We start from the raw sequence: 18258 nt of genomic DNA, 5'->3' as shown, positions 1-18258 counted from the left end.
ACCGGCCGCGGGCCGGGGCCAGGCCGACCGACGTGCGCCGCGCGGCCGCCCCGGGTCGTACGTGGCCATGTACGATCAGCCCGTGCGGGCCTTCCCGACCCACCCCAACACCCCGACGTGGCCGCCTACTTCATCGGCTCCGACGGGCTCGGCCCGGAACCTCATGCCCCCGGTAGCCCTGACCGTCCCACCCGGAGAATCACATGCGCACCCAAGCGGCTGTCTCGCACGGACCCGACACCGGTTTCACCATCGAGGACGTCGAGATCTCCGACCCCCGCCCCGACGAGATCCTCGTCCGCCTCACCGCGGTGGGCATCTGCCACACCGACCTGGCCATAAAGGCCCGGATGCCCGCAGGCCTTCCCGCGGTGTACGGCCATGAAGGCGCCGGCGTGGTCGAGGCGACCGGCGCCGATGTCACCGGGGTGAGCGCCGGAGACCACGTCGTCCTGAGCTACAGCAGCTGCGGCGCCTGCGCCCGGTGCGCGGCCGGACTGCGCGCGTACTGCGAGCGGTTCACCGCCCTGAACAACGCCGGGCGCCGCGAGGACGGCAGCTCGGTCCTCAGCCGTCGGGGCGGCGACGTCTGGTCCTCGTTCTTCGGCCAGTCGAGCTTCGCCCGGCACGCGCTCGCCACGCGCGAGAACGTCGTCGTCGTTCCGCGGGACACCGACCTCGTGACCGCGGCGCCCCTGGGGTGCGGCTTCCTGACCGGCGCGGGCTCGGTGGTGAACCTGCTGCGGCCCACTCCCGGCTCCAGCCTGGTGGTGTACGGCGTCGGCGGGGTGGGACTCGCGGCGGTCATGGCCGCCGCGGCCCTGGGCGCCGGCACCGTCATCGCCGTAGACCTCTCCAAGGAGCGGCGGACCCTGGCGACGGAAGTCGGTGCCACCCATGCCCTGGACGGCGCGAGCGAGGACCTCGTCGAGCAGATCATGGAGATCACCGCGGGAGGTGCGGCCCACGCCCTCGACACCACCGCCGTCCCGGGTGTGATCCGCAACGCGGCTCTGGCCCTGGCCCCGCTGGGATCCCTGGTCGTCGTCGGCCTCGGCGCGGGGGACATCGGCCTCGACGTGATGGACCTCATCAGAGGAGGCAAGACGGTACGGGGCAGCATCGAGGGCGACGCGAACCCGCATGAGCTGGTGCCCCTCCTGCTCGACTGGCACGCGCAGGGCCGTTTCCCCGCCGACCGCGTCATCTCGACGTTCGCCTTCCAGGACATCGACGAGGCGGTCGCCCGCATGCGGACGGACGTCGTCAAGCCCGTCCTCACGTTCTGAGCGAACCGAGTGCGAGCGGAACGCAGGACGTTCGGAGAATACCGGCCGACAACCGGGGTAGGCGCGCGCTTGCCGGACAACGTACCGGCACCGGCCAGGCAGACCGACAGGGAGGGGCGCGTGATGGCGAGCACCGTGCAGACCGCGAATCGTACGGTGGACGTTCCGGAAGTGGCGGACCCGTCCAAGGTCGCACCGAAGGACGCACGGCAACTGTCGAAGCTGTTCTTCGACCAACTGGCAGTACTGGAGGAGGGGACGCCCGAGTTCCAGTACGCGCGGAACACGCTGATCGAGATGAACATGTCTCTCGTCCGCTACGCCGCCGCACGGTTCCGCAGCCGGGGGCAGGACGAGATGGAGGACATCGTCCAGGTCGGCATGATCGGGCTGATCAAGGCCATCGACCGGTTCGAGCTGTCCCGCGAGGTGGAGTTCACCTCCTTCGCGGTCCCCTACATCGTCGGGGAGATCAAGCGGTTCTTCCGGGACACGTCGTGGGCTGTCCACGTCCCCAGGCGCTTGCAGGAGGCCCGCGTGCAACTGGCGCGCGCCAACGAGGAGCTGCGCAGCCGACTGGGCCGGACACCGACCACCAAAGAGCTGTCCGAGCTGATGAGCCTCCCCGAGGAGGAGGTCGTCGAGGCCCAACTGGCGGCCAACGGATACAACTCGTCCTCTCTCGAGGCGGCGATCAGCGGCAGCGAGGACGGTGAGGCCGTGCTCGCCGACTTCATCGGCGACGAGGACGCCGCCTTCGAACTCATCGAGGACTTCCACGCCCTCGCCCCGATGATCGCCGAACTCGACGAACGCGACCGCCAGATCATCCACTGGCGCTTCGTCGAGGAACTCACCCAGGCACAGATCGGCGAGCGCCTCGGCGTCTCACAGATGCACGTCTCGCGCCTGATCACGCGTCTCCTGAAGCGCCTGCGCGGAGGCCTGCTGAGCACCTGAGAGAGACATCGCACCGAGAGAAGGGCCCTTCCGGGCGGCACCCGGAAGGGCCCTTCCGTATGCACGGTGCGCCAGGAGAATTCAGTGTGTGAATGCGTCCTTGCGGGTCTTCATAAACAAGGCAGTCTCGGGGAATGAGGGCCACATTGCAGGGCACACGGGGGACAGGAGGTTGATAAATATGGTTCCCCTGTTGCTGGTTCTTCTGCTCGCGCTGATCCTTTTCGGTGCCGGATTCGCCATCAAGGTTCTCTGGTGGGTCGCCGTCGCCGTCCTCGTGCTGTGGCTTCTCGGCTTCGTCATGCGCTCCACCAGCGCCGGCGGCGGCCGCGGCCGCTGGTACCGATGGTGATCCGACCGCCCCGGACAGCGCGTTCGCAGGGCCCGGCCGCTATGACGGCCGGGCCCTGCGGCATGCCGGTGACCTGCGTCGCGGCTACGTCACGCGGATGCCGACGACGCAGGTGTCGTCGTCCGTGTCCGACCTGCTGTAGGTCAGCAGCCGGTCGAGCTGCTGGTCGAGGGACTTCGGCGCGGTACGGGCCGTGGTCAGCAGGTGGGTCAGGGACTCCTCCACGGACCGGTCCCGGCGCTCGATGAGCCCGTCGGTGTACATCAGCAGCATGTCCTCCGGCGCGACGGGCAGCTCGGCCTCCTCGTAGTCGGCCTCGGGCACCGCGCCGAGCAGCAGGCCCTGGACCAACGGCAGCGGGGCCGCCTCCCGGCCGCGGACCAGCACGGGCGGGAGGTGGCCCGCCCGCGCCCAGCGCAGCACGCGCCGGTCCGGGTCGTACAGGGCACACACTGCGGTGGCGGTGACCCCTCCGGTCAAGTGGTGCGCCACGATGTTCAGCCAGGACAGCAGCTGACCCGGCCCGGCACCCGTCACGGCGAGCCCACGCAACGCGTTGCGCAGCACGACCATGCTGGTGGCGGCCTCGATGCCATGGCCCGCGACGTCACCCACGCACAGCAGCACCAGCCCGGACGGCAGCACCACCGCGTCGTACCAGTCGCCGCCCACCAGATGCTCGGTCTCCGCCGGCCGGTAGCGCACCGCGATCTCCAGACCGGGCACCATCAGGGGCGCCTGCGCGGGAGGCATGATGGCGTGCTGCAACTGAAGGGTCAGGCGGTTGCGTTCCGTCGCCTGCTGCTCGGTGTGGGCGAGCTGGTCCCGGGTGGCGGCGAGCGCCACCTCCGTCCAGTGCTGGGCGGAGATGTCCTGGTAGGCGCCCCGCACGACGGACAGCCGGCCGTCGGTGTCCAGGGCCGGCTCGGCGACCACCCGGATGTGCCGGGTCACGCCGTCGGGGCGCTGGAGCCGGAAGGCCGCGGAGGCCGGCCGGCGCCGGTGGAGCAGCGTGCGCAGGAACCGGCCGAGGGCCACCGCGTCGTCCGGGTGCGCGTGCGCGGGCAGCTCCTCCAGCGGTACGGGCTTGCTCGACGGGGACCGGCCGTAGAGGTGGAACAGCTGGTCGTTCCAGGTGATCTCACCGGTGAGCAGGTTCTCCTCGAAGCCACCGATACGGCCCAGGCGTTGGGCGTGCTGGAGCAGGCTCGCCAGCCGCGCCGTCTCGTCCTCGATACGCCAGATCAGCAGCACGCTGCTGCCGTGGCGGCTGATGCTGAGGTCCGCGACCACCGACAGCGGCACCTGGTCGACGAGCGCGGTCAGATGCATCCGGCGGCCGCGGAACGGCTCCCCGGTGGCGTAGACCCGCTCGACCCGCTGGAACAGCTCGCTCTTCCCGGCGGCCATGGGGAACGCCTCCAGCAACAGCGCTCCGCTGACTACCGCGCGCGGCCGGCCGGCCGGGTCCAGGAAACGGCTGTTGACGTGCTGGATGCGGAAGTCCACCAGCTGCCCGGAGTCGTCGAGGTGCGGCACCAGCACCAGAGCGGGGTCGTGGAGCCCATCGGCCAGGTCCATCAGCTCGACGGCGTCCGGCAGGATCCGTGGTTCCTGGCCGACGCCCTCGCGCAGTATGGATGTCTCCAACGTGTGCGCGCACAGCTCGGCCAGGGCTTCCACCTGCCGGACGATCTGTGGCGGCTGCGGCTCCAGCGGCCCCGGCCAGGCGATCTCCAGGACACCGTGGATGCGGCCCCCCGTGCCGGCGGGTACCGCGACCCGGCCGCCGGCCGGATGCATGTGCCGGCCGATGGTGGGCAGCCCGATGCCGGCGAGCGACTCGAACCACTGACCGGTGCGCTCGGTCAGTCCCCGGCGCGCCACGGTCGCCACCTCCGGAGGAACGTAACGCCACCGGAGGGCCTCGGCGGGGGAGAAGCCGGCGCTTCCGCCGAGGGTGAGCGAGCCGTCCGCGCCCGCGCTCCACACGGCGACGGCGACCGCGCCGAGCGGGCGCAGGGCATGCTCCAGCAGAGCGCCTGCGACGTCCTGAGTGTCGTCCGCGGCCAGCGCGCCGCTCTCCGCCGCCCGCAGCCGCAGGGCGGTGTCCTGGCGCGCGGGCGTCTCGGCGGCCGTGCTCAGAAAGGCGTCCGCGATCTCCGACACCCGGTCGCGGGCGGCCTGGTTGATGACGTCCACCGCGAACTCCAGCGGCGTCACCTTGGCCTGCTCGGTCAGCTCCGCGAGCTGCCGGGCGGCCTGCGCCGGACCGCAGCCCAGCCGCTCGACCAGGATGCCCTTGGCCAGCTCGATCAGCGCCCGGCCCTCGGCCTCCGCATGCGCGGTACGGACCTCGTGGCGCAGCCGTTCCACCGTGGCGGCCAGCCTGCCGACGGGGGAGGTGGGGGAGACGCCCGTGAGATCCGGCGGATCGGCGCGCAGCTCGACGCCGTCCGACTCCCCTTGCTGCTCGGACGTGTTCACGATGTGCATGCTCCTCGGCCGAACGCGGGTGGCACCGGCGCGCTCACGCGGACAGCCAGCGTCGGACGCAGGCGATGAGGTCGCGGGTGTCGACGGGCTTGGTGACGTAGTCGCTGGCGCCGGAGGACAGGGACTTCTCCCGGTCGCCGGGCATCGCCTTGGCGGTGACGGCGATGATCGGCAGCTCGGCGTACTGCGGCAGCTTGCGGATCTCGGCAGTGGCTGTGTAGCCGTCCATCTCCGGCATCATCACGTCCATCAGCACGAGTGCGATCTCGGGGTGGGCGAGCAGCGTGTCGATGCCCTTGCGGCCGTTCTCCGCGTGCAGCACACGGAAGCCGTACATCTCCAGGATCCCGCTGAGTGCGAACAGGTTGCGTGCGTCGTCGTCGACGACCAGGACCGTACTGCCCTGGAAGCTGTCGTCCACCGGGGGTGCGAGGTCCTGCGGGTCCTCGATCCGGACCAGGGAGAGCACCTCCCCGGGTGCCTCGGCGGCCAGGTGCAGGGCGATGCGTTCGCGCAGCTCGTCCAGGCTGGCCAGGAACTCCAGGGACCCGTCGTCGCGGTGGGAGCGCAGCGCTTCGGCCCGTGCCGCCTCCGGCCGGTGGCTGCTGTGCACGAGCACCGGCACGTTCGCCAGCCCCGAGTCGCCTTCGAGGGCCTGGAGGAACCGGCTCGCCTCGCCGTCGGGCATGTCCAGGTCCAGTACGACGCAGTGGCAGGAGTCGGTGGCCAGCGCGCCCGCCGCCTCCTGCGCTCCGACGGCGGTGATGACGTCCACCGCCGGCAGCGGGGAGCCGTCGTCCGGGGCGTGCCGGGCCACGTCCGCGACCACGCTCTCGGCGACCAGGGTCAGCAGCCCGCGCGACCGCTCCTCCACCACCAGGAGCCGGCGCGGCGGCTGCTGGGACACGGCAGGCCGCGGCCCGGCGGTGGTGCGGTCCGCGGTGGTGGCCGACGGGAGCTCGGCCGGTTCCCTCGGGCCCTTCGGGGCGAGCCGGCCGGCGCCGAGCAGCTCTTCGAAGTCCGGCCGGGCCACCGGCAGATACAGCGTGAACGTGCTGCCCCGGCCGGGCGCGCTGTCCACCGCCACGGCACCGCCGAGCAGATGCGCGATCTCCCGGGTGATGGACAGTCCGAGGCCGGTTCCGCCGTACTTGCGGCTCGTGGTGCCGTCCGCCTGCTGGAACGCCCCGAAGATCGACTCAAGGTGCTGCTCCGGGATGCCGATGCCGGTGTCCCGCACCCGGAACGCCACGACGGCACCACCGCGCACGACGCCCTGCGGCACCTCGTCGTCCGTGGCGGGCTCGATGGCCAGCTCGACGCCGCCCTGCTCGGTGAACTTCACCGCGTTGGACAGCAGGTTGCGCAGCACCTGCCGCAGCCGGGAGTCGTCGGTGAGCAGGTCGACGGGGGCGCCCGCCGCGGTGGTGACCGCGAACTCCAGCCCCTTCTGGGCCGTCATGGGACGGAAGGTGGCCTCGACGTACTCGATGAGCCGGCGCAGCGGCACCCGCTCCGGGGTGACGTCCATCTTGCCCGCCTCGACCTTCGACAGGTCCAGGATGTCGTTGATCAGCTGGAGCAGGTCGCTGCCCGCGGAGTGGATGATCCCCGCGTACTCGACCTGCTTCGGGGTGAGGTTGCGTGAGGGGTTCTGGGCGAGCAGCTGGGCGAGGATGAGCAGGCTGTTGAGCGGGGTGCGCAGCTCGTGGCTCATGTTGGCCAGGAACTCCGACTTGTACTTCGAGGCCAGCGACAACTGCTGGGCACGGGCCTCGAGTTCCTGCCGGGCCTGCTCGATCTGGAGGTTCTTCGCCTCGATGTCGCGGTTCTGCGCCGCCAGCAGGGAGGCCTTGTCCTCCAGTTCGGCGTTGGAGCGCTGCAACTCCTCCTGCTGGGACTGCAACTCGGCCGAACGGGCCTGGAGCTCGGCGGTCAGCCGCTGCGACTCCTCCAGCAGCTCGTCGGTGCGGGCGTTGGCCACGATCGTGTTGACGTTGACGCCGAGCGTCTCGCGGAGCTGTTCCAGGAAGTCCCGGTGGATGGGGGTGAAGGCGGTGACCGACGCCAGCTCGATGACGCCGAGGACCTGGTCCTCGAAGAGGATCGGCAGCAGGATCAGCGCGGTCGGCACCGCCTGGCCGAGCCCGGAGGAGATGGTCACGTAGCCGCGCGGCAGCTCGTCGACGGTGATGGTACGGCGGCTGCGCGCGGCCTGGCCGACCAGCGAGTGGCCGAAGGAGAACCGGGTGGGCCGCTCGTCGTCGTCGGGCCTGCCGTAGGAGCCGACGAGGCGCAGCTGCGGGCCGTGCTCACCGTCCTCGGCGAGGTAGAAGGCTCCGTACTGGGCCGACACCAGCGGCGTCAGCTCGTCCATGATCAGCTCGGCGACCACGGGCAGGTCCCGGTGGCCCTGCATGAGGCCGGAGATGCGCGCCAGGTTGGTCTTGAGCCAGTCCTGCTCCTGGTTGGCCTGGGTGGTCTCGCGCAGCGACTCCACCATGGAGTTGATGTTGTCCTTGAGCTCGGCGACCTCGCCGGAGGCCTCCACCGTGATCGAGCGGGTCAGGTCGCCCTCGGCCACGGCGCTGGCCACGGCGCCGATCGCCCGGACCTGGCGGGTCAGGTTGCCGGCCAGCTCGTTGACGTTCTCCGTGAGCCGCTTCCAGGTGCCCGAGACGCCCTCCACCTCGGCCTGGCCGCCGAGGCGTCCTTCGGTGCCGACCTCGCGGGCGACGCGGGTGACCTCGTCGGCGAACGCGGAGAGCTGGTCCACCATCGTGTTGATGGTCGTCTTCAGCTCCAGGATCTCGCCACGGGCGTCCACGTCGATCTTCTTCGACAGGTCGCCCCGGGCCACGGCGGTCGTCACCAGAGCGATGTTGCGCACCTGACCGGTCAGGTTGTTCGCCATGGAGTTGACGTTGTCGGTGAGGTCCTTCCAGGTGCCGGCCACGTTCGGCACATGGGCCTGGCCGCCGAGGCGTCCTTCGGTGCCGACCTCGCGGGCGACGCGGGTGACCTCGTCGGCGAACGCGGACAGGGTGTCGACCATCGTGTTGATCACATCGGCCAGTGCGGCGACCTCGCCCTCGGCCGCGACCGTGATCTTGCGGGACAGGTCGCCCCGCGCGACGGCCGTGGCGACCTGGGCGATGGAGCGCACCTGGCCGGTCAGGTTCGACGCCATCACGTTCACGTTGTCGGTGAGGGCCTTCCAGGTGCCCGACACGCCCTTGACGTCGGCCTGGCCGCCGAGGCGTCCTTCGGTGCCGACTTCACGTGCGACGCGGGTGACCTCGTCGGCGAAGGCGGAGAGCTGGTCGACCATCGTGTTGATGGTGTTCTTGAGTTCGAGGATCTCGCCGCGGGCGTCCACGGTGATCTTCTGCGACAGGTCGCCCTCGGCCACCGCCGTCGCCACCTGGGCGACATTGCGGACCTGGGCGGTGAGGTTGCCCGCCATGAAGTTGACCGAGTCGGTCAGGTCCCGCCAGGTGCCCTTCACGCCCTTGACGTCGGCCTGGCCGCCGAGGCGTCCTTCGGTGCCGACCTCGCGGGCGACGCGGGTGACCTCGTCGGCGAAGGCGGAGAGCTGGTCGACCATCGTGTTGATGGTGTTCTTGAGTTCGAGGATCTCGCCGCGGGCGTCCACGGTGATCTTCTGCGACAGGTCGCCCTTCGCCACCGCGGTGGTCACCTGGGCGACATTGCGGACCTGATTGGTCAGGTTGCCCGCCATGAAGTTGACCGAGTCGGTGAGGTCCCGCCACACCCCCGCGACCCCGGGCACCTTGGCCTGGCCGCCGAGGCGTCCTTCGGTGCCGACCTCGCGGGCGACGCGGGTGACCTCGTCGGCGAAGGCGGACAGCTGGTCCACCATCGTGTTGACGGTTTCCTTCAGCTGGAGGATCTCGCCGCGCGCGGGCACGTCGATCTTCTGCGACAGGTCGCCCTTGGCCACGGCCGTGGCGACCTGGGCGATGTCCCGGACCTGGGTGGTCAGGTTCCCGGCCATGGCGTTGACCGAGTCGGTCAGGTCGGCCCAGGTCCCGGAGACCCCGGGCACCTCGGCCTGTCCGCCGAGGGTCCCCTCGGTGCCGACTTCCCGGGCTACGCGCGTCACCTCGGAGGTGAACACGGACAGCTGGTCGACCATGCCGTTGAACACGGTCGCGATATCGCCCATGAGGCCGTCGGCGTCCTCCGGCAGACGTGTGCCGAAGTCACCGTCCCGTACGGCAGTCAGCCCCGCCAGGAGCTGTCTGAGCTCCTCGTCACCCGGCCCGGCGCCGATGAGCTCGGTCCTGTCGCTGGTCATGCGCACCCTCGTCCCACTCCCCTGGAGCCCTCAGCGCTGAAGACTCGAACACCGCGGCGGTCCGCGGTGGGTCCGAAAACGCTCTGCATTTCCTCACCTCAACGGCCTGGGGCGAGGAGAAAAGACGTCGCAGGCTAACCCACTCGGCACCCGCCGAACAAAGCGTCCCCTCGCCGCCCACCTGGGAAGGGATCCGCCACGAAGAGCCATGCATGACATCGGAATCACGGGGTACGTGATCTGGTTTCCCCTCTCGATGTCCGCCAGGATCGCGGGGCTGGGGTGAGGGCGTCGGATCAAGCCCGCGAGGTACGGCGGAGCCGGCTGTTCGAATACAAGCGCCGCTGTCCCGATGCCGACGGAGCGGCAACGGTCAGCGGCCCATGTAGAAGCGGATCGTGGTGCCCGCCTCGCCGGTGTGGATACGCACGAGGTCGGCGACGTGGTTGACGAGGAGCAGGCCCCGGCCGCCGGGCCGTTCGGGCGCCGCGGGCCGCCGGCCGGCCAGTGGGTCGGTGAGCCGGCCCGCGTCCTGAACCTCGCAGACGACCTGCTCGTCCTCCGCCCAGATCCGCAGCGTGCCGCCGCCCGCGCCGTGCACGACGCTGTTGGTGGTCAGCTCCGCCACCGCCAGCTGGAGGTCCTGCAACCGTGCCCCGCCCAGCCCCAGCCGCTCGCCCTGCCGCACGGCGAACTCACGCGCCATCGGCAGGTGGCCACTGCCCTCGAAGAGCGTCGCCCGGGCGGTGGGGGGCACGGGCAGAGCCTGGTTGTACCGGGCGACGACCGCCTCGGGACTGTACGCGGCCGAGGCCGTCTCACTCCCCTCAGCGACCACCACCGGGTGGGTGGCCCACGCGTCCTCCAGCACCTCCTGGTCGAGCCCGTCGACGTCGTACGGACACAGGATCGTGACGGCGCGCCCGGTGAACGCCTCGTTGATCAGCGCCTCGTGCTGCACACACGCGGGATACTCCACCGCGCTGCGACCGGGCCAGATCGGCTCACCGATGATGCGGACCCGTCCACCGGTATGGGCATCGGCGAACCGGCGCAGCACTCCGGGGATGATCCGCCCCGGGTTCCGGCCCGCCTGCGTCATGTCCACGAAATGAACCCGTTGGGCCTGGTCACCGAGCTGGTCCCTGATCAGCTTGAGCCGGTCCGGCGGTGCGGCGACCGCCACCGGCTCCTCCCTGCCCAGCCCGTCGAGAACGAAGGGGACCGTACCTGCCACATACTGCTGCTCCCCGCTGTAGAACAGCGCCGGATGCACGAAGTCCTTGGGGCCGTGGGCGGTGCCGGTCATGCGGCCACCTCGATCCCGCTCAGACCGGACCAGAACAGGTCCAGAATCCGCGGTACCTGGGGCGGTGGTTGCTCGAGGACGAACAGACGGTCCCCGCTCAGCGACCGCGCGGCCAACGCCAGATCCGTCACCCCGGCCACGTCGATGAACGTCAGCTGGGACATCTCGACGTACAGGCAGCTCTCGCTCCGTCGTGACAGCCGGCCGAGGGCCTCCTGCCACACCGCCCGGGTACTCACGCCGACCTCGCCTTTCGCACACACGCCTGGGCGTTCCAACAGCGGACGCACTTCCAGCCAGGCACCGTCGTTCGACGGCGTGGCCCAGTGTCCCTCCGTATCGAGTGGGACATCCACGCTCTTCCCCTCACTCTGCCGGAATCGCCCCTCGACGGTCGTGTACCCGGCTCAGTACAACCGCTGTCCATCTATCAGGGTGCGACGCGAACCGGCAATCCGGCGCCCTGTTGCGCCGATGGGCAGCGGCCGTACCGCTGACGGCCGGACCCGGCATGGTACGCCTGCGTGCTCGACACCGCGGCCACCTCCCGTCCACGGATGCGAATACCCCGAGCGGGCGAGTTCCATCGGTACCCGCTGGCCCCAGTGGCGCTGGGCCACCGCTCGGTATACATCCCATGTAACGGCTCCGAAGGAGCGGCGTCCCTCGGCCAAATACCGGTCCACGGCCGGAATCTGTGCCGCACGTCTCGACAATCACGGCACGCACGCCCCTTAATTCATCCAATGTCTCGGCAGGGAACGACGGAGCAGGAGGAACCCCCGTTGCCGCACTCCATGTCACGCAGATCGGTCCTCGCCGCCCTGGCGGTCACGACGGCGGCCGCCGCGGCCGGTTCCGTCCCCGCGGCACCCGCGTACGCCGCGACGGACGCGCCGCTGCCCCTGCCACCGCTGCGGATCCCGCAGACCGACCTGGGCATCGAGCAGCAGCCGGACGCCGCGATGCAGTGGCTCCAGGACGCCAAGCTGGGCATGTTCGTCCACTGGGGCGTGTACGCGGGACCGGCCAAGGGCGAGTGGTGGATGCACGCCGCCCCGGTCACACCGGCGGACTACCGGAAGTACCTCACGGACGCCACCGACGAGCAGTTCACCGCGGACGCCTACGACCCGGCGGCCTGGGCGCAACTGGCCAAGGACTTCGGGGCGCGGTACGTGACCCTGACCACCCGCCACCACGACGGCTTCGCGCTGTGGCCGCTGAACCATCCCAACAGCTGGAACTCCGGTCAGGCGCCGCTCCACCGCGACTTCGTCAAGGACTACGTCGCGGCCGTACGGGCGGCCGGACTGAAGGTGGGCCTCTACTACTCGCCGATCAACTGGCGCTATCCCGGCTACTTCGACGTCCACGGCACGAACTGCGCGCCCAATCCCTGGCACTACACCACCGATCCGGCGCACAAGGAGAACGCGCGGGTCCTGAAGACCGAGGTGTACCAGTCGGTCAAGGAGCTGGTCACCCGCTACGGCCCCATCGACGACCTGTGGTGGGACGGCGGCTGGCTGGCGGAGCAGGGCAGTGACGCGGACGCCGCCTTCTTCTGGGAGCCCGGCCGCTACCGCGACCCCGCCAACGAGTGGCCGGTGGACGCCGCCTACGGCGAGACCGACGGCGACGGCAGGCCGCTGGGGCTGATGGGCATGGTGCGCAGGCACCAGCCCCATATTGTGGCCACCTCGCGGTCCGGCTGGGTGGGCGACTACGCCAGCGACGAGGGCCCTTCGGTCCCCAGCGGGGCGATCCGCACCGGCCGGCTCGTCGAGAAGGTGTTCACCGTCGACGGCACCTGGGGATACAACGTCGACGCCACCGTCATGCGGTACGACACCGCCATGGACATCCTGGTCAACTGCTGGGTGCGGAACATGACCGCGATGGTCAACGTCGGCCCGGACCGGCACGGCACGGTGTCCGAGGCGCAGGCCGGCCTGCTGCGGCGGATCGGCGCCTTCATGGCGTCCTGCGGCCAGGCGGTCTACGGGACCCGCGGCGGCCCGTGGAACCCGGTCGACGGCCAGTACGGCTTCACCTACCGGGACGACACCTTCTACGTGCACCTGCTGCCCGGCTACGACGGCACGTCCTTCACCACACCTGCGGTGGGCGATGCCAGGGTCGTGCGGGTCTTCGATGTGCGCTCCGGTGCCGACCTCGCCCACTCGGTCGACGGCGCCCGGGTCACGATCACCGGCATCGACCGCACCGGCCACCCCGAGGACAGCGTCGTCGGGGTCACCCTGGACCGGTCCGTGCAGCCGGCCGACATCGCCCTCGGCCGGACCGCGACGGCCGACAGCGAGGAGTCCTCGAAGGGCAACACCGCGGCACGGGCGGTCGACGGGTCCACCTCGACCCGCTGGTGCGCGAACGACGGCCGCACCGGCCACTGGCTCACGGTGGACCTCGGCTCGTCCCGCCCGCTCACCGGCAGCCGCATCGCCTGGGAACGCGACGGGACCGACTACCGCTACCGGATCGAGGGCTCCGTCGACGGCCGGACGTGGACGACGCTGGTCGACAACACGGCCGGGACCAGCACAGCCCAGGTCCATGTGGCCATGTTCCGGGCCCAGGCGCGGTACGTGCGCGTCACGGTCACCGGGCTGCCCGCCGGGGCCTGGGCGTCCATCCGCACACTGGAGGTCTACGACCGGCCCTTCTCCGCGGACCCGGGGAACCCCGGGGGGTGACGGCGCGGGCATGGTCACCGACCAGTCTTCACACGCGGGCGGTGGGTGAAGGCGCTCCGGTAGGCGGCCGGGGTCATGCCGATCTGGCGGCTCAGATGCTGGCGGAGTGACTCGCCGGAGCCGAGGCCGCTGCGGCGGGCGACATGGTCGACGGTGAGATCGGTGGTCTCCAGCAGCTCGCGAGCCCGCAGCAGCCGCTGCTGGAGCAGCCATTGGAACGGGGTCACACCGGTCTCGGCGGTGAACCGGCGGGTCAGGGTTCGCACACTGACCTTGGCCTGACCGGCCAGCTCGTGCAGAGAGATCGGCCGGTCGAGGTGCTGGAGCGCCCAGGTGCGAGCCGCGTCCAAGGAGGAGTCGGTCTCGGCCGGCAGCGGAGTCTGTACGAACTGCGCCTGCCCGCCGTGGCGGACCGGGGTGACGACGGCGGCACGAGCCGCCGCGTTGGCCGTGGCCGCGCCGTAGTCGCGGTTGATCAGATGCAGACACAGGTCGATCCCGGCGGCCGAGCCCGCTCCGGTGACGACCTGCCCGTCCTCGGCGAACAGCCGGTCGGCGTCCACGCGCACGGCAGGGAAGGCGCGTTGCAGTTCCTGGGCGAGAGCCCAGTGCGTGGTGGCGACGCGGCCGTCGAGGAGCCCGGCCTGGGCGAGGACGAAGGCGCCGCTGCAGATCGAGGCAACGCGCTTGCCCGCGGCGGCCGCCTGCCGCAGGGCGTCCAGCGCGGCCGGCTCGGCGTCGTGCCGGCTGGCGGTCGAGGGAACGATCACCGTGTCCGCCGCCGCTACCGCCTCGAGCCCGTGCCGGATCACCACATCGATACCACCGGAAGCGGTGACCGTACCCGGCACAGCGGTGCACACCGTCACCTCATAGCAGGGGTGTCCGCCCAGCGTGGCGGCGCCCAGCAGCGTCGACGGCATGGACAGGTCGAAGGGCTTGACCGCCGGGACGGCCAGGACGGCGACACGATGCATGGCTGGATCCTTGGACCTCGTGGCTATCAGGCCACTCACCCTACCCCGCGGTCGCACGACAGAGTGGGGCGTGCGGACGGGCCCTCCGCGAACCACGAACCACGGTCCCCCTTCGGGGAACGTTCCGCTTTTGAAGGTGAACGGAGACAAGATCATGGGTGGATCAGTCGTCATCGGGGCAGGCGCGACCGGCGTCGCGACCGCCAGGCAACTGGCCGACAGCGGCAGGCGGGTCCGCCTCATCACCCGCAGCGGCAGTGGTCCCGACCACCCCGGCATCGAACGGATCGCCCTGGACGCGGGTCGCACGGACGAGCTGGCCGAGGCCATGGCCGGAGCGACCACGGTCTTCAACGCCGCCATGACCGCCTACCAGACCTGGCCGGAGACCATGCCGCCGTTGTTCGCCTCGATTCTCGCCGCGACCGAGCGGGCCGGGGCCGACTACGTGATGCTCGGCAACCACTACGGCTATCAGCGGACCACCGGGCCGGTCACCGAGCGCACCCCGATGGTCCCGAACACCCGGAAGGGCCGGGTGAGGGCCGAGCTGTGGCGGCAGGCCAAGGACGCCCACGACGCAGGGCGGCTGCGGGTCACTGAAGTGCGAGCCGGCCAGTACCTGGGCCCGGGCGCGGTCTCGGCGTTCACGCTGCTGGTGGCGCCCCGGGTCCGTGAAGGTGAACTGGCTCTCGTCCATGGCAACCCCGATGCGGCGCATTCGTTTTCGTACACCGAGGACGTCGCCGCGGCGCTGGTGGCGGTCAGCGGCGACGACCGCTCCTGGGGACGGCCCTGGCACGCCCCGGTCATCACCACGACCCTGCGTCGGGCTGCGACCCACCTCGCCGAACTCCACGGAGCACCCGAGCCGCGGTTGGAGCCGCTCACCGAACGGGACGTGGCGCTGCTGTCCTTCACCGACCCGCTGTGGCGGGAGTTCGCCGAGATGAGCTACATGTCCGAGCGTCCGTTCATCGTCGACGACAGCGATGTCCGCGATACGTTCGGGCTCAAGCCCTCCAGCCTCCGCGAAGCACTGGCGGCCTGATGCCATGGTGGGCGGACCGGGGCTCCCGGCCCTGTCCCGCCCTCTGTCCCTCGGCTACGGGCGCCGGTGTCGATTCACGGCGTACGGCGTCCGTCATGCTGCCGAGGCCCGGGCGGTCAGGAGAGACCCGAGGCCCGGAGCACCGCCTGCACCGTTTCGTCGTCGATGCGGTGACCCAGGCGTTCCAGGACGTCGGCTCCGTGGCGCAGCGTGCCGCGTTCCAGGGAGCGACGGACGCCGGTGTCGAGTTCGTGCCAGAGCAGGGGGTTGGCGGTGAGGATGCGGGGGTCGAGTTCCAGGCGGTTGCCCCGGACGTCTCGCAGGACCAGGTGCGAGGAGACGCCGTCGTACTGCCGTACCGTCGTCAGCGCGTCCGTGCGGACCAGGTGCCGGCCCCAGGGGGTGCGGACCGCGAGCCAGCCGGGTCCCGCGCTCACCCGCTGGGGGAGCAGGACGGCGCCCACCGCGGCCGACAGCGTGACCCAGAGCAGGGCGCGCGGCGGCGTCAGGCTTCCCGCGTCCCAGTCGACCAGGAGGCTCAGGGCGCAGAACAGCAGGGCGCAGGCCACCGCGAGCCGGGCGCTGCCACGCCAGTGGCGGTCGCCGGCCGTGCCTGATGGCGGTCCGCTCTGTCGCATGAGGCCGACGCTAGGCGGCCGTACGGGGTTCGGCGACCGCTGCTGACGCGATCCTGGCGCCGCACGCGCGAATCCTGACGCCGTCCTGACGCCCCCGGGCGGCGCCGGTCCTCAGCCGGTGTGGACGCGAGGGCGCCTGTCCCGGTCCGGTTCGGCCTCGCGCAGGACCTCGCGGGTGACCGGGGCGACCTCGCCCTGGCCGAAGAGGAAGAAGCGCAGGAAGTTGGTGAAGGGGTTGCCCTCGGTCCACTCGAAGTACATGTGCGGGGTGCAGCCCGTCATGTCCCGGACGTGCAGAAGGAGCGCGGCGAGGGCGTTGGGGATGGAGGAGGACTCCACGGTCAGCACGCGGTAGCGGCCGTGCAGGACCTCGCCGCGGACCGTCAGGCCGGCCTCGAACTCGGACGGGTCGGTGACCGTGACCTCGACGAAGACGAAGTCCTCCTGCTCGGGCATGTCGTTGTCGGCGCGGATCTGCTCGACCTTGTCGCGGTACTCGGCCTTGTCCCGCGCACCGGGCTCGTTGGCGATGAACCGGATCTTGCGACTGGACATGTCGCGGATGAATCGTTCCGCCATGTCGTCCAACTCGACGTGCGTGACGCGCAGCTCGAAGGCGCGGGCCAGCCGGGACGCCAGGGAGATGAGGATGATGCCGACGATGAAGCAGGCACCGATCTTCACACCGTCCGGGCGCTCGACGACGTTCGCCACGGTGACGTAGAGCAGGACGGCCGAGACGACGGCGAAGCCGATGGTCCAGCCGCGCTGGCCGGCCCTGCGGGCGGCGATGGTCACCGCGATCGCGGCGGAGGACATCAGGACCAGCACGCCGGTGGCGTAGGCGCCGCCCTGCGCGTCGACGTCGGCGTCGAAGATCCAGGTCACCAGGAAGGCGACCAGGGTGAAGACGATCACCATCGGGCGCACGGCGCGGGCCCAGTGCGGGGCCATGCCGTAGCGGGGCAGGTAGCGCGGCATGAGGTTGAGCAGGCCGGCCATCGCCGAGGCGCCCGCGAACCACAGGATGGCGATCGTGGAGAGGTCGTAGACCGTGCCGAAGGCGTTGCCCAGGTACTCGTGGGCGAGGTAGGCGAGGGCGCGGCCGTTGGCCTGCCCACCCGTCTTGAACTCGTTCGCCGGGATCAGCACCGTGGTGATGAAGCTGGTGGCGATCAGGAAGACGCTCATGATCAGCGCGGCGGCCGTGAGCAGCTTCTTGGTGTCACGGATGCGTCCGGTCGGCTTGTCCTCGGTGTCGTCCGGGTCGCCCTGGACGTGAGGCATGACGGCGACGCCGGTCTCGAAGCCGGACAGGCCCAGGGCGAGCTTGGGGAAGACCAGCAGGGAGACGCCGATCATGGCGAAGACGTTGCCGTGCTGGGCGGTGAGGGCGCTGGTCCAGTCGGTGACCAGGTGCCCGGCGGTCAGGACGTGCCAGAAGCCGACGACCACGACGACGGCGTTCAGACCGAGGTAGACCACCACCAGGGCGACGGCGACGCCGATCGCCTCCAGGAAGCCCTTGAGGAACACCGCCCCCAGCAGAGCCACCAGCAGCAGCGTGATCACCATCTGCTGGCCGTGCAGCACATGGGTCAGGTGCGGGTTCTCGATGAGGTGGGTGGAGGCGTCCGCCGCCGAAAGAGTGATGGTGATCAGGAAGTCGGTGGCGGCGAAGCCCAGCAGCGCCAGGACGAAGAGCTTGCCCTGCCAGAAGGACAGCAGCCGCTCCAGCATGGCGATGGAGCCCTCGCCGTGGGGACTCTCCTCGGCCACCCTGCGGTACACGGGGAGAGCGCCCGCCAGGGTGACGACGACGAGGACGAGGGTGGCTATGGGGGAGAGCAGCCCGGCCGCCAGGGCGGCGATACCGGGCTGGTAGCCGAGGGTGGAGAAGTAGTCGACACCGGTCAGGCACATCACCCGGTACCAGCGCTGGCCCTTGTGCGGGGGCTCGGGCTCGGCGTGCGGGCCGGTGTGGCCCCCCGCCTTGCCCATGTCGGACAGCCCCTCCAGCATCCAGGTCCGCAGGCGGGTCGTACTGGGAGGGTGTTCGGTGGTGGCCATGGACGTGCTCTCCTGATGTGCGGCTCAGCGTGGGGTTCCGGCCATCACGCGGACGGCGGCACCAGCCTAAGCAAGGAG

The 18258-nt window shown here is 70.7% G+C and carries 12 protein-coding genes; 5 read left to right on the top strand and 7 right to left on the bottom strand.

The window, feature by feature from the left end; genetic code table 11:
- Positions 1-203: 203 nt before the first annotated feature.
- The 3 genes from ACWCV9_RS02580 to ACWCV9_RS02570 all read left to right on the top strand — a co-directional run bounded on the left by ACWCV9_RS02580 (position 204) and on the right by ACWCV9_RS02570 (position 2601).
- Positions 204-1289 carry an NAD(P)-dependent alcohol dehydrogenase gene (locus tag ACWCV9_RS02580; protein WP_450783832.1) on the top strand — a complete coding sequence of 362 codons (1086 nt, stop codon included), beginning with the start codon at positions 204-206 and terminating at the stop codon, positions 1287-1289.
- Between the two features lie 123 nt (positions 1290-1412).
- On the top strand, positions 1413-2249 hold the full coding sequence (locus ACWCV9_RS02575; protein WP_450783830.1) for an RNA polymerase sigma factor SigF: 837 nt from the start codon (positions 1413-1415) through the stop codon (positions 2247-2249).
- Positions 2250-2430: 181 nt separating this feature from the next.
- Positions 2431-2601 (top strand): hydrophobic protein, encoded by a 171-nt coding sequence (locus ACWCV9_RS02570; protein WP_369393172.1) that lies wholly within the window; start codon positions 2431-2433, stop codon positions 2599-2601.
- A gap of 84 nt (positions 2602-2685) precedes the next feature.
- Here the strand turns inward: ACWCV9_RS02570 and ACWCV9_RS02565 are convergent, their stop codons facing one another.
- From ACWCV9_RS02565 to ACWCV9_RS02550, 4 genes are all read right to left on the bottom strand, one after another.
- On the bottom strand, positions 2686-5088 hold the full coding sequence (locus tag ACWCV9_RS02565; protein WP_450783829.1) for a SpoIIE family protein phosphatase: 2403 nt from the start codon (positions 5086-5088) through the stop codon (positions 2686-2688).
- A gap of 43 nt (positions 5089-5131) precedes the next feature.
- Positions 5132-9418: a HAMP domain-containing protein gene (locus tag ACWCV9_RS02560; RefSeq protein WP_450783827.1), complete on the bottom strand. Its 4287-nt coding sequence runs from the start codon at positions 9416-9418 to the stop codon at positions 5132-5134.
- A 373-nt stretch (positions 9419-9791) separates the two neighbouring features.
- Positions 9792-10727: an anti-sigma factor RsbA family regulatory protein gene (locus ACWCV9_RS02555; protein WP_450783826.1), complete on the bottom strand. Its 936-nt coding sequence runs from the start codon at positions 10725-10727 to the stop codon at positions 9792-9794.
- Entirely contained in the window at positions 10724-10966 is a 243-nt protein-coding gene (locus ACWCV9_RS02550) for a hypothetical protein (protein ID WP_450783825.1), read from the bottom strand. The genes ACWCV9_RS02555 and ACWCV9_RS02550 overlap by 4 nt, the downstream gene beginning before the upstream one ends.
- Positions 10967-11524: 558 nt before the next feature.
- Here ACWCV9_RS02550 and ACWCV9_RS02545 point away from each other — a divergent pair.
- Positions 11525-13444: an alpha-L-fucosidase gene (locus tag ACWCV9_RS02545; RefSeq protein ID WP_450783824.1), complete on the top strand. Its 1920-nt coding sequence runs from the start codon at positions 11525-11527 to the stop codon at positions 13442-13444.
- 14 nt (positions 13445-13458) lie between these two features.
- Here the strand turns inward: ACWCV9_RS02545 and ACWCV9_RS02540 are convergent, their stop codons facing one another.
- Positions 13459-14421, bottom strand: coding sequence for a GlxA family transcriptional regulator (locus ACWCV9_RS02540; protein ID WP_450783823.1), 963 nt, complete (start codon positions 14419-14421; stop codon positions 13459-13461).
- 154 nt (positions 14422-14575) lie between these two features.
- Between ACWCV9_RS02540 and ACWCV9_RS02535 the strand changes: the two genes are divergently transcribed.
- The gene (locus ACWCV9_RS02535; protein ID WP_450783822.1) at positions 14576-15472 is read left to right on the top strand and encodes an NAD-dependent epimerase/dehydratase family protein; all 897 of its coding nucleotides are present in this window, start codon (positions 14576-14578) and stop codon (positions 15470-15472) included.
- 116 nt (positions 15473-15588) lie between these two features.
- Here the strand turns inward: ACWCV9_RS02535 and ACWCV9_RS02530 are convergent, their stop codons facing one another.
- Both ACWCV9_RS02530 and ACWCV9_RS02525 read right to left on the bottom strand, forming a co-directional pair.
- The gene (locus tag ACWCV9_RS02530) at positions 15589-16110 is read right to left on the bottom strand and encodes a hypothetical protein (protein ID WP_450783821.1); all 522 of its coding nucleotides are present in this window, start codon (positions 16108-16110) and stop codon (positions 15589-15591) included.
- Positions 16111-16221: 111 nt separating this feature from the next.
- Positions 16222-18180, bottom strand: a complete 1959-nt coding sequence (locus ACWCV9_RS02525; protein ID WP_450783820.1) for an amino acid transporter — start codon at positions 18178-18180, stop codon at positions 16222-16224.
- Between the last annotated feature and the right edge of the window lie 78 nt (positions 18181-18258).

It is taken from the genome of Streptomyces sp. NPDC001606 (genome assembly GCF_053596835.1).
Note: the sequence above shows the minus strand (reverse complement) of the source record. Positions and strands in the feature narration are given on the sequence as shown.

Bases quoted from the DNA above. Each gene is read 5' to 3' on its own strand.
- ACWCV9_RS02545 (WP_450783824.1), top strand. From the start codon at position 11,525: ATGTCACGCAGATCGGTCCTCGCCGCCCTGGCGGTCACGACGGCGGCC.
- ACWCV9_RS02575 (WP_450783830.1), top strand. From the start codon at position 1,413: ATGGCGAGCACCGTGCAGACCGCGAATCGTACGGTGGACGTTCCGGAA.
- ACWCV9_RS02530 (WP_450783821.1), bottom strand. From the start codon at position 16,110: ATGCGACAGAGCGGACCGCCATCAGGCACGGCCGGCGACCGCCACTGG.
- ACWCV9_RS02535 (WP_450783822.1), top strand. From the start codon at position 14,576: ATGGGTGGATCAGTCGTCATCGGGGCAGGCGCGACCGGCGTCGCGACC.
- ACWCV9_RS02570 (WP_369393172.1), top strand. From the start codon at position 2,431: ATGGTTCCCCTGTTGCTGGTTCTTCTGCTCGCGCTGATCCTTTTCGGT.
- ACWCV9_RS02540 (WP_450783823.1), bottom strand. From the start codon at position 14,421: ATGCATCGTGTCGCCGTCCTGGCCGTCCCGGCGGTCAAGCCCTTCGAC.
- ACWCV9_RS02580 (WP_450783832.1), top strand. From the start codon at position 204: ATGCGCACCCAAGCGGCTGTCTCGCACGGACCCGACACCGGTTTCACC.
- ACWCV9_RS02555 (WP_450783826.1), bottom strand. From the start codon at position 10,727: ATGACCGGCACCGCCCACGGCCCCAAGGACTTCGTGCATCCGGCGCTG.
- ACWCV9_RS02560 (WP_450783827.1), bottom strand. From the start codon at position 9,418: ATGACCAGCGACAGGACCGAGCTCATCGGCGCCGGGCCGGGTGACGAG.
- ACWCV9_RS02525 (WP_450783820.1), bottom strand. From the start codon at position 18,180: ATGGCCACCACCGAACACCCTCCCAGTACGACCCGCCTGCGGACCTGG.